This is a genomic window from Rhizobium sp. NFR12 (assembly GCF_900108545.1).
In the GTDB taxonomy this organism is placed as follows: domain Bacteria; phylum Pseudomonadota; class Alphaproteobacteria; order Rhizobiales; family Rhizobiaceae; genus Neorhizobium; species Neorhizobium soli.
The window spans coordinates 334,190-345,846 of the sequence record NZ_FNWM01000005.1 but is presented as its reverse complement, the minus strand read 5'-3'; the positions used below and the strand labels follow the sequence as shown (position 1 = coordinate 345,846).

At 60.7% G+C, this 11,657-nt stretch carries 10 protein-coding genes; 2 read left to right on the top strand and 8 right to left on the bottom strand.

The features are described 5' to 3' along the window. Positions 1-313: 313 nt before the first annotated feature. Positions 314-481: a hypothetical protein gene (locus BLW69_RS23030; RefSeq protein WP_244473943.1), complete on the top strand. Its 168-nt coding sequence runs from the start codon at positions 314-316 to the stop codon at positions 479-481. A gap of 55 nt (positions 482-536) precedes the next feature. Here BLW69_RS23030 and paoC read toward each other — a convergent pair whose 3' ends face one another. The 3 genes from paoC to paoA are packed head-to-tail and all read right to left on the bottom strand — an operon-like array spanning position 537 to position 4,342. Continuing rightward, the gene (paoC, locus tag BLW69_RS20255; RefSeq protein WP_092664560.1) at positions 537-2,744 is read right to left on the bottom strand and encodes an aldehyde oxidoreductase molybdenum-binding subunit PaoC; all 2,208 of its coding nucleotides are present in this window, start codon (positions 2,742-2,744) and stop codon (positions 537-539) included. Between the two features lie 3 nt (positions 2,745-2,747). After that, on the bottom strand, positions 2,748-3,698 hold the full coding sequence (locus BLW69_RS20250) for an FAD binding domain-containing protein (protein WP_092664557.1): 951 nt from the start codon (positions 3,696-3,698) through the stop codon (positions 2,748-2,750). Then, positions 3,695-4,342 (bottom strand): aldehyde dehydrogenase iron-sulfur subunit PaoA, encoded by a 648-nt coding sequence (gene paoA / locus BLW69_RS20245; protein ID WP_062454375.1) that lies wholly within the window; start codon positions 4,340-4,342, stop codon positions 3,695-3,697. The genes BLW69_RS20250 and paoA overlap by 4 nt, the downstream gene beginning before the upstream one ends. Before the next feature lie 362 nt (positions 4,343-4,704). On the opposite strand from paoA, the gene BLW69_RS20240 reads away from it, so the two are divergent. Next, on the top strand, positions 4,705-7,254 hold the full coding sequence (locus tag BLW69_RS20240) for a DNA translocase FtsK (RefSeq protein WP_092664554.1): 2,550 nt from the start codon (positions 4,705-4,707) through the stop codon (positions 7,252-7,254). A gap of 48 nt (positions 7,255-7,302) precedes the next feature. Here BLW69_RS20240 and BLW69_RS20235 read toward each other — a convergent pair whose 3' ends face one another. Genes BLW69_RS20235 through BLW69_RS20215 form a run of 5 tightly spaced genes read right to left on the bottom strand, consistent with a single transcriptional unit; the run spans position 7,303 to position 11,522 of the window. Next, positions 7,303-7,734: a DUF2177 family protein gene (locus BLW69_RS20235; RefSeq protein ID WP_092664551.1), complete on the bottom strand. Its 432-nt coding sequence runs from the start codon at positions 7,732-7,734 to the stop codon at positions 7,303-7,305. Positions 7,735-7,756: 22 nt separating this feature from the next. Then, positions 7,757-8,137, bottom strand: a complete 381-nt coding sequence (locus tag BLW69_RS20230) for a DUF2147 domain-containing protein (protein WP_092664549.1) — start codon at positions 8,135-8,137, stop codon at positions 7,757-7,759. Then, positions 8,130-9,362, bottom strand: a complete 1,233-nt coding sequence (locus BLW69_RS20225) for an SAM-dependent methyltransferase (protein WP_062577457.1) — start codon at positions 9,360-9,362, stop codon at positions 8,130-8,132. Before BLW69_RS20225 ends, BLW69_RS20230 begins: the two co-directional genes overlap by 8 nt. After that, entirely contained in the window at positions 9,349-10,164 is an 816-nt protein-coding gene (locus tag BLW69_RS20220) for a DUF1365 domain-containing protein (RefSeq protein ID WP_062454385.1), read from the bottom strand. The genes BLW69_RS20225 and BLW69_RS20220 overlap by 14 nt, the downstream gene beginning before the upstream one ends. Then, positions 10,161-11,522, bottom strand: a complete 1,362-nt coding sequence (locus BLW69_RS20215; RefSeq protein ID WP_092664546.1) for an NAD(P)/FAD-dependent oxidoreductase — start codon at positions 11,520-11,522, stop codon at positions 10,161-10,163. Before BLW69_RS20215 ends, BLW69_RS20220 begins: the two co-directional genes overlap by 4 nt. Between the last annotated feature and the right edge of the window lie 135 nt (positions 11,523-11,657).

Genomic DNA, 11,657 nt, shown 5'->3' with positions numbered 1-11,657 from the left:
AATCGCGTGCGGCTCTTGAACGAAACTGTTTGAAGGTCGCAGACCGGGGGTATCCCGAAGACGCAGGAAGCGTATCGCAAGAATGACACCAGCCATTGTCGAGGGCCGCGCGTGCGGAACCTGCACCCTTTGCTGCCGGTTGCCGGACATTGATGATCTCAACAAGCCTGCGGACGAGTGGTGCAGGCACTGCGTTGCCGGACAAGGCTGTTCCATCTACCAGGATCGACCGATGCTTTGCCGCGACTTCGTCTGTCATTGGCTAACGCGCGAAGGACTGGGCGACGAGTGGGCTCCTCAAAGATCCCACCTGATGGTCTATGGGGAAGGACAGCAGATTACGGTCCTTGCCGATCCCGACTATCCCGATCTGTGGCGTCATCCGCCCTATATGCCGCAGTTCAAGGCATGGGCATCCAACGCTGAAGCACGCGGCGGCTATGTTATCGTCTTCTGGCGCGACGAGGTTCTAAAAATATAAGGCCGAAGCATCCGTGGATGCTCCGGCCAGAGGTTTGCGTAACGGTGCCAGCGGATCAGCCGACCTGCGGCATGTCGCGCAGCAGCTTGTCGAGCGTGACAGGGTAATCCCGGATACGCACGCCGGTTGCGTTGTGCACGGCGTTCGAAAGCGCTGCCGCCACACCGCAAAGGCCGAGTTCGCCAACACCCTTTGCCTTCATCGGCGAGGTGGTCGGATCCGTCTCATCGAGGAAGATGACATCCTGATGCGGAATATCGGCATGGACAGGAACTTCGTAGCCGGCGAGATCATGGTTGACGAAGAAGCCGCGACGCTTGTCGACGGCCAGTTCTTCCATGAAGGCGCCGCCGACGCCCATCGTCATCGCACCGATGACCTGGCTGCGGGCCGTGATCGGGTTGAGAATGCGCCCTGCTGCACAGACGCTCAGCATGCGCCGAACGCGGATTTCAGCCGTGTACATGTCGACGCCGACCTCGACGAAATGGGCACCGAATGTCGATTGCTGCATCTCTTCTGCAAGATCGCCATACTCGATCGTATCTTCCGCAACGACACCATCCTTGCCAGCTGCCTCAGCGAGAGCAATGCTGCGGTTGCCGGAACGGATCTGGCCGTCGGCAAACGTGACATCTGCGGAGTTGAAACCGACCTTTTGCGAGATCGCATCCCGCAGCGCCACGCATGCGGCGTAGACGCCGGCGGTGGAGCTGTTTCCGCCCCACTGTCCGCCCGATCCCGACGACGCCGGGAAGCGGGAATCGCCGAGTTCTACGGCAACCTTGTCGATCGTTACGCCCATCATTTCGGCCGCGGTCTGGGCGATGATCGTGTAGCTACCCGTACCGATATCCGTCATGTCGGTTTCGACAGTCACGACGCCTTCGGAATCGAGCCGCACGCGGGCGCCAGACTTCATGTTCATGTTGTTGCGGAACGCTGCCGCAACACCCATGCCAACCATCCAGCGTCCGTCCTTGACGCGACCCGTCTCGGCGTTGCGCTTGTCCCAGCCGAAGGTTTCAGCACCCCGGCGAAGACATTCGACCAGCTGACGGTGCGAGAACTTCCGTTCAGGCTTTTCCGGATCAACCTGCGTGTCGTTGATGATCCGCAATTCGACGGGGTCGAGGTTGAGCTGCTCGGCCAGTTCGTCCATGGCGATTTCAAGCGCCATGAGACCAGGCGCTTCGCCCGGTGCGCGCATCGCATTGCCCTCTGGCAGATCAAGCGCCGCAAGCCGCATCGACGTCATCCGGTTTTCGCCGGCGTAGAGAAGACGAGTCTGCGCCACGGCTGTCTCCAGGCTGCCGCCCGGCAGATTGCCGTTCCAGCTTTCGTGAGCAATCGCGGTTATCTTGCCTTCCTGCGTGGTGCCGATGCGGATACGCTGGATCGTTGCCGGGCGGTGCGTTGTGTTGTTCATCACGAAGGGACGCGGAAGCGCAAGCTTGACGGGGCGTCCCGCCGCTTTCGCACCAAGTGCTGCAAGCACGGCATCCGACCGGAGGAAAAGCTTGGAGCCGAAACCACCGCCGACAAACGGCGACATGATATGGACCTTTTCCGGATCGATGCCGAGCGTGATCGCCATTTCTGACTTGTTCCAGGCAATCATCTGGTTCGAGGTCCAGACCGTAACTTCGTCCCCGTCCCACATGGCGAGAGACGAATGCGGCTCCATCATCGCATGTGACTGGTCGGGTGTCGTGTAGGTCTGGTCGAACTTGACCGCTGCCTCGGCGAACGCCTTTTCGAAGTTGCCGGCAGAGGTGTCTGCGTCTTCACCTTCGGAGCCCTCCGGCTTCTTGGCCGTGTCCTTCGCTGCTTCCAGATCGTAGGAACCGGGAGCGCGAACGTAATCCACCTTGATGAGGCTCGCTGCGGCGCGAGCCTGCTCAAAGGTTTCAGCGACGACGACGGCGATGGCCTGGTGATAATGCGAGATCTCGGGGCCACCGAGAAGCTTGGCCGCATTCATCTTGCCCTTGGAGAGCTTGCCAGCCGTTTCAGCCGTGACGACAGCCAGAACGCCCGGAGCGTTGCGGGCCGCCTGGATATCCATCGAGCTGATCCGACCCTTTGCGATGCCGGCGCCTACGGGATAGCCGTAGGCAACATTGAGGTTGGCGTGGTTCCATTCATAGGCATAGGTCGCCGTGCCGGTGACCTTCTTAGGGCCGTCGATACGCGTGATGTGCTGGCCGACCACCTTCATCTGGTCGATGGGATTGGTCGTGGCGGGACGATCGAATAGCATGGCTTACCCCTTGGTTTCTTCAAGGATGCCGGCGAGCGTGCGCTCCGCCAGTGTCACCTTGAACGAATTTTCTTCGGTTGGCTTTGCGCCTGCAAAGACCTTGGCCATCACGGCCTTGGACCCCTGCGGCAAGTCGGCTTCCGCCTCTTCGACGCGCCATGGTTTGGGAGCCACACCGCCGACCGCAACGCGACCGGTGCCATCCGGCTGGATGATCGCGGCAACCGACACAAGAGCGAACGCATAGGACGCACGGTCTCTCACCTTGCGATACACGTGCTTGCCACCCACAGGTGCCGGCAGCGTAACGGCCGTGATGATCTCGCCGCGCTCAAGCGTGGTTTCGATCTCGGGCGTATCGCCGGGCAGTTTATGGAAGTCGGCAATCGGGATCGCGCGTGTTGCGCCATCGGGCTTGACCGTCTCAACGGTTGCATCGAGGGCACGCATGGCGATTGCCATGTCGCCGGGGTGGGTGGCGATGCAGGCATCGCTGACGCCGATCACGCCCAGCTGGCGGGTCACGCCGCCGATGGCGGAACAGCCGCTACCGGGCTTTCGCTTGTTGCAAGGCTGGGCGGTGTCGTAGAAGTAAGGACAGCGCGTCCGCTGCAACAGGTTGCCGGCCGTCGTTGCCTTGTTGCGGAGCTGACCCGATGCGCCTGCGAGAAGTGCGCGCGAAAGCACGGCGTAGTCGCGGCGGATGCGCTCGTCCGAGGCGAGATCCGTATTGCGCACGAGCGCTCCGATCCGGACGCCGCCATCTTCGCTCTGTTCGATCTTGTCGAGGTCGAGACCGTTGACGTCGATGAGATGGGTCGGTGATTCGATCTCTAGCTTCATCAGGTCAAGGAGGTTGGTGCCTCCCGCGATGAACTTGGCGTTCTGGTTGTTGGCGGCCTTGGACGCAGCTTCAGCCGGTGATGCGGCGCGTTCATAAGTAAACTGTTTCATGCCTGCCTCCCCGAAACTTCCGTGATAGCCGCAACAATGTTCGGGTAGGCCCCGCATCGACAGATATTGCCGCTCATACGTTCGCGGATTTCCATCTCGGAAACCTGCGTGGGGGCGGTCAGGTCTTCCGTTACATGGCTCGGAATGCCGGCCTTGATTTCTTCAAGAACGGCGACGGAGGAACAGATTTGCCCAGGGGTGCAATAGCCGCACTGGAAGCCATCGTGCTTGACGAATGCCGTCTGCATCGGATGCATCTCGTCCGGTGTGCCAAGGCCTTCGATCGTGGTGATCTCGGAGCCCTCGTGCATGATGGCAAGCGACAGGCACGAATTGATGCGGCGACCATCGACCATGACAGTACAGGCGCCGCACTGGCCGTGATCGCAACCCTTCTTGGTGCCGGTCAGGTGCAGGTTCTCACGCAACGCGTCGAGCAGGGTCGTACGGTTGTCGAGATCGAGATCCTGGCGTGTGCCGTTGACGACAAAACCCACCCGCGACGTCGCTGTCCCCGGCCGGGGAGGCGGTGTTGCCGCCTGCGCATTTGCAGCTCTGTTGCTATTTGCCACGGCCACAGAGCCGGCAGCGGTTGCGACGAGAAGATCCCGTCGTGACATTTCAAACGAATTCGGACTCGACATGGGGGCTCCATCTTGACGACTACAGTTGACCCAATAACCACCAACTGCCCGAGTCTGTTCCGTCCCAAAGACCATTTCACCGGCGCCTTTTGTCACAGGCCATCACCGCGCTCGACGATTTATCGGCGCCGGCAACGCATGGTTAATGTTTGTTTTATATCCAAGGACGTTCGTGTCCCAGATTTGTTCATATGGTTTCATTGGTGGCAATGCGTCTCACAGGCCCGCAATTTCGCGAAACTGACAAGCTGGAAGCCCAGGCTTCCGAACTGCCGGATACCGGCCACTCTCACCCCATAAATCCGCCTGAGCCCCCGAATGCGGGGCAACAGGTGGCTTGCGACATCGTGTCGACAGTCCAGATGCAGGCTCACGAGATCGAGGCGCTGCCGGACTGGCAGAAGGCCTTCATGTTGGGCCCGACCGTTCGTTTCACCCGCACGCCGGAGAAAACCATCTCCAGGCGTGGGGCACCCTCCGGCCCGGAAGCGGAGGGCGAAGCCGTCGCTTCCCACGCCGTCCCCGAGGCTGTCATTCCCCCTATGGCGGCGCCAGCCGTTCAGGAGATTTCCGAGATTACTTTCACCCAAAGACATGACGGCGACGCGCTGTCGACCTCTATCGCCAGCTTCCTGTCGCCTGAACCCGGCGCCCGCAATCTCGTCGGCACTCTCGATCAGGCGCTGAGGGAACGCCGGGCCACGTTTGCCCGGGAAACCGTTGAAATGGTGCTGGTCGCAGTTGCGCCGGCGCAGCCTGAAGCAGTGATTGATGCTCCCGTGATTAGCACTGAAAGACAGTCTCCGATCGCCAACATGCCGGATCATCTGTTCTTCGAGGTGATGAGCCTTGGAGAGGCCACCGGCGAAGAGTTCGCGCTGACCCCGCCTCCCCCGCCAAAGGTCGAGCAGAGACCTGTGTTCGTTGCTCAGCGTCCGCTCCCGACCTATCCGAAACAGCCGGTCCGGCCCGAACCTGTGCGGGTTGCCCTGAGGGCGCCGGTCATTCGCCAGCCGATCGAGACCCTGACCAAACGTCTGGTTGAAGAAATTCCGGTGGGGCCGTCGCCGCTTGATCTCTATCGATCGATCACGTTGCGCCAGGCCGGCCACGATGCTGCGCCAAATCCGGTGGTGCCTCCAGTGGAGGATGCGCCCGTCATCGCTGCTGCTGCTCCGGTCGCTCCTGAGCCTGTCATTCCTGAGCCTGTTCTCGTTGCGCCCGTCATCGCTGAGACCGTCATCGAGGCCCCGGCGCCTGCGGTCGCTCCCGTCGTGCCAGTAAAGTCGACGCGGCAGGTTGTCATGGCGACCCGCGCGATCTCTCCGATCCGGCCGTTCAACACCGAACCGCTGCATGCGTCCGACGACTACGAGTTCCCGTCGATCGAATTGCTGCAGGCACCGGTGGACGACCAGATCAGCCCCGTCAGCCAGGAAAGCCTGGAACAGAGCGCCGGGCTTCTGGAAAGCGTGCTGGAGGATTTCGGCATCCGCGGCGAGATCATCGACGTTCGTCCCGGCCCTGTCGTGACGCTCTACGAATTCGCCCCGGCACCCGGCGTCAAATCCTCCCGCGTGATCGGCCTTTCGGACGATATCGCCCGCTCGATGTCGGCGCTTTCGGCGCGTGTTGCTGTCGTTCCCGGTCGCAACGTGATCGGTATCGAACTGCCAAACCCCGTGCGCGAAACCGTCTATCTGCGTGAGCTGATCGAAAGCGGCACCTATGCGGGTACCGGCTTCAGGCTTCCGCTTTGCCTTGGCAAGACGATCGGCGGAGAACCCGTCGTCGCCGAGCTTGCGAAGATGCCGCATCTGCTCGTCGCCGGCACGACCGGTTCGGGCAAGTCGGTCGCGGTCAACACGATGATCCTCTCGCTGATCTACCGTCTGCGGCCGGACCAGTGCAGGCTGATCATGGTCGATCCGAAGATGCTCGAACTGTCGGCCTATGACGGCATCCCGCATCTGCTCACCCCTGTCGTGACCGACCCCAAGAAAGCGGTTCTGGCGCTGAAATGGGCCGTGCGCGAAATGGAAGACCGCTATCGCAAGATGTCGCGTCTCGGCGTTCGCAATATCGACGGCTTCAACGCTCGTGTGGCGGCCGCGTCCGCATCCGGCGAGGTCATCTCGATCAGCGTCCAGGTCGGTTTCGACCGTCAGACCGGCGAGCCGATCAACGAGCAGCAGGACATGGACCTGACGCCGTTGCCGTATATCGTCGTCATCGTCGACGAGATGGCCGACCTGATGATGGTGGCCGGCAAGGAGATCGAAGGTGCGATCCAGCGGCTTGCGCAGATGGCGCGTGCTGCCGGCATCCACCTGATCATGGCGACGCAGCGGCCTTCGGTCGACGTCATCACCGGTACGATCAAGGCGAACTTCCCGACCCGTATCTCCTTCCAGGTGACGTCCAAGATCGACAGCCGCACCATCCTTGGCGAACAGGGTGCCGAAAACCTGCTCGGTCAGGGCGACATGCTGCATATGGTGGGCGGCGGACGCATTGCCCGCGTTCACGGTCCCTTCGTATCGGACCAGGAAGTCGAGCGCATCGTTGCGCATCTGAAGACGCAAGGTCAGCCGCTCTATCTCGGCAGCGTCACGGAAGACGAAGAGGGTGAAGAGGTCGAGGAGGAAGACCAGGCGGTCTTCGACAGGTCCGCGATCAGCGAGGAAGACCGGGACGAGATGTACGAGCAGGCGATCAAGGTCGTCATGCGCGACAAGAAGTGCTCGACCTCCTACATCCAGCGCCGCCTGTCGATCGGCTACAACAGGGCCGCATCGCTTGTCGAACGCATGGAGAAGGATGGGCTGGTCGGACCGGCCAACCATGTGGGCAAACGAGAGATACTCGACCAGCGCGGTCAGCCGACCGTGGTCGAGGAGCCTGAACAGTAATAGCTCAAAGATATGGCCGGGATTTCCCGGCCATATTGTTTTCGAACGCTAGTGGTGTTTTGTTCTGAAGAACCGCAGAACGATCCAGGTGGCAAGACCGCTGGCGAGACCCGAAAGCAAGGTACCCCAAATGATGTCGGCCACTGAAAGCAGCGTCGACCAGTTCTTCATGACCGCATGGTTGGTGAGATCGTAGGTCATGTACGACATGAACCCGATCGCCGCTCCCTGCCGCACCGCTGCTCCGACACCGCCTGCAATCAGGGCCGGACGCACTGCCATCAGCGTCAGTCCGCCGATGTAGAGAAGGTAGAAGATCACGGCAGGCGCGAGACGGAAACTCGGCAGAAGCATGTCGCCCATGACCGGCCGGTAAAGCAGGCTTGTCATCGTGCTGAGCCAGACGGAGTCTATCGCGCCGAACACGATGAACGTGGTGATGTAGGCAAGAGCCAGCGTCTTCAGCGAGATCTTCGCCATGGGTTCGTTCCCTCTTTTCGTGTCAGTCGATGCGTGACCAGTTGACGGCACGGCAAAGAATACCGCCAGCAACGCAGCCTTTCGTCGTCATCTTCTTTTCCGCGACAACGACCGTGATCTTGAACGTCATGTTGCGTTGCGGATCAAAGGCGGTACCGGAATAGGATCCGTCCGCTGTTCGGTCGATCGTCATGACCAGCTTGTCGCCGGCCTTCTCGCTTCCCGATCCGGGCTTGATCCATGTGTTGGTGGCGCAGATCTGGGCGCCGCAAGGCGCGATCTCGACCTTGGCATTGCCGTCGCCACGAGCCCAGTTGCCGTCCAGATCAGCGGCAAGAAGCGGCCCTGCCGACAGTGACAAGAGTGCTGCGACAGCACCGCCTCGCAAACCCAGATTACGCATGTTCAATCGTATAGAAGCCAACATTGATCGCTTCCTCCTCGAAGCCAGCCTCGCAATAGCAAAGGTAGTAGTCCCACAACCTACGGAAACGGCCGTCGAAACCGAGTTCCGCAATCTTCGGCCAAGCGGCGTGAAACCGCGTCCGCCACTCGGCCAGCGTCCGCGCATAGGACGCGCCAAAATGTTCGATGTCGCTGACGACAAGCCCGGATTTCTCAACGGCTGCCGTGAACGCGCTGTCCGAGGGAAGAAATCCTCCCGGAAACACATATTTCTGGATGAAATCCGGATTGCGCCGATAGGAATCGAAGCGGTCCTCGTTGATCGAGATCACCTGCAAAACCGCACGGCCACCGGGCTTCAAACAGCGACGGATGGTGTCGAAATAAGCTGGCCAATAGGCCTCTCCGACCGCTTCGAACATCTCGATCGAGACGATCCGGTCGAATTGCCCTGATGTATCGCGGTAGTCCTGCAGTCGGAGATCGATCTGCCCTTCCACGCCGGCCTGCCGGATGCGCTCGTTTGCAAAGGCCAGCTGCGAAGGAGAAAGAGTAAGGCCGGTGACCCGGGCATTGACGTTCTGTGCGAGATCCAACGCGAGAGCGCCCCAGCCGCAGCCGATCTCCAGCACGCTGTCGCCTTGGCTCATGGCGAGCTTTTCGCGGATACGCTCGAGTTTCTGACGCTGGGCATCTTCGAGAGACTGTCCCTGATGCTCGTAGAGCGCCGAGGAATAGAACATCGAAGGGTCTAGCCACTCAGCGTAGAACTCGTTGCCGAGATCGTAATGCGCCTCGATATTGCGTTTGCTGCCACGCTTGGTATTGGCGTTGAGAAGATGCGACAGGCGAACCGCGATCCGGCCGAGATAGCCCCCATGGGTCGCAAGCGTCAGCCCATGCCGGTTGCGCGCAGCAAACCGGATCACATTGGTAAGATCAGGTGTCGTCCATTCCTGCTTGAGATATCCTTCTGCAAAGCCGATGTCGCCCGCATGCAGAACGCGGCTCAGCATCCGCCAGCGCTTGATGACGATAACGGCGTCCGGCCCTTTTTCCGGCCCGGCCATCTCTATGGTGCGACCGGAAGGCAGCACAACGCGAATGGAACCGTAGCGGATACCGCTCAGCAGCCGGTTCACGACGCGCGCGCCGAAGCCGGCAACGCCAGCTCCGGGTGTGCGATCGGTCGTTACGGAGGTGAATTCGTCAGATTGGCTCATGGATTTCCACTTTGCGTAGGGGAACAGCAGGAGTGACGGAGACGGGGTTTTCCGGTGGCTTTGGACGCTTGCGCAAACGCACGCCCTTGAGCCAGATTTTCAGTGCCTCCCAATGGATGCCGCCGACGACCCGGAGCGTCAGGAAGGGAATGGCGAAGAAGGCCTTCAGAAGCGCCCGGTCTGTCAGATCACGGCGGTGCGCGAGATGACGGGCAGTCAGCATCGGCCCCTCGGCATCGAATGTATCGATCTTGATCGACAGCCGTTCGGACGGCGGCGTCACGCGAAAGGTATAGCGCTGGTCCATGTCCATGAACGGCGAGACATAAAATGCCTTGTCACAGTGCTGGACGATCTCGCCGCCGACACGATTATCGGCCGGGATGAGGTAGCCGTGGCGTTCGCCGAACGTGTTGTCCACTTCCCACAGGATCGCCTTCACCTCGCCATCGCGTCCGTAGCAGAAGAAGATGCTGAGCGGATTGAAGGCCCAGCCGAGTATTCTCGGCATGGTGAGAAGCTTGATCGACCCGCCATCAGGCTCGAGCCCTGCGGCGCGCATCCATTGCTCTATCTGGCCCCGAAGATCGGATCCCGAGCGGTCGCCGCGATCTCTTTGCCGAAACGAGAATAGATTGAACCGGTCGACGGAAAACAATTTCAGGCCGCGATCAAGCGCGTCGAGCTCATCGAGATCGATCAGCAGCGAATAGATCCTGTAGGCCAGCCGATGCTCTTTCGGCCGCATGCGTGCATGCGTGACATGACCGGGATAAAGCGCCGACCGAAACGAAGCCGTCATGCCGTGACCTCGATCGGAACGGTAGCGCCGAGCGGCCGGCGCACGATCCGGGCGCTTTCCTCGGCGACCTTCCAGGGGCGCCGAACGCCGCCGAGATCTTCCGCGACCGCCAGGCCTGCCTGGAGGCCGTCTTCATGGAAGCCCGAGCCGAAGTGGGCGCCGCAGAACCATGTGTTGCGCACACCCTGAAGCGACCAGATTTCCTGCTGTGCCCGCTCGGTTGCCATGTCGAAGATCGGATGCTCGTAGATCTCGCGTCGGATGACTGCGTCCTCGCGGGGCTGACGTGGGGGATTGAGTGTCACGAAGGTCGGCGGCGCATCGCCAAGCGGCTGCAGCTTGTTCATCCAGTAGGTGATGGCAGGCTGGACCTGCGCCTCGCCGGTCTTTGCCGAATAATTCCAGCTGGACCATGCGCCCTTGCGCTTCGGCATGAAGCTCTGGTCGCTGTGCAGGATCGCCTCGTTGCGGGAATAGCGGAAGGCCCCCAGAATGCGTGCCTCGTGGTCATCAGCGTCCGACAGGAGACGACGTGCCTGATCGGCGTGCGTTGCGATCACCACCTCGTCAAATGCCTGCCATCCGTCCGGTCCGGTGGAAATTTCAACACCGCCACCGGTTCGCCTGATCGCCTGGACGGGTGTCGACAGGCGAATGCGATCGCGAAAGTCAGCTGTCAGGCGATCCACATATTCCCGGCTTCCGCCCGGCACCGTGCGCCAGATCGGACGGTTCCAGAGTTCGAGCAGCCCGTGATTGCCACAGAAACGGACGAAGTTGACCGCGGGATACTCACCCACCTTACCCGCGGGCATCGACCAGATCGCAGCCGCCATCGGGTAGAGATGGTCGTCGCGGAACGCCCGTCCGTAGTGATGTCGGTCGAGGTAGTCATCGAGTGACAAACCGCCCATCGTCGACAGATCACGGGGAGCATTGCGGTAGAAGCGGACGAGATCGCGCATCATCGACCAGAAGCGTGGGCTGACGATGTTGGACTTCTGGGCGAACAGTCCGAACCCTGTGCCACCAGAATATTCGAAACCGCCATCGTCGAGCGAGACGGCGAAGGACATGCTGGAGGCCGTGGTTGGGACATCCAGATGACGGAACAACGCCGTCAGATTAGGATAGGTCACCTCGTTATAGACGATGAAGCCGGTGTCGACGGAAACGGTTCTTCCCGATGCGTCGAAATCCACGGTATGGCTGTGGCCGCCGATACGATCGGCTGCCTCGAACATGGTAACATCGTGGGCCTTGGCCAGAAGCCATGCAGCGGACATGCCGGATATTCCACTGCCGACAACTGCGATGCGTCGACGTCCCGAGGTCCTATGCGTCTCACGAAATGCCATACAATTCCCCCAGCTCCCAAAGCAATCGATCACCTGCCCTGTGGGCTCTGTAATCATTACGAGAGATTGAGATAGAGAGTTTCACGCAATATCACTTCTTTTTGCGACATTTTTTCCAAGCCCATGAAACTGATT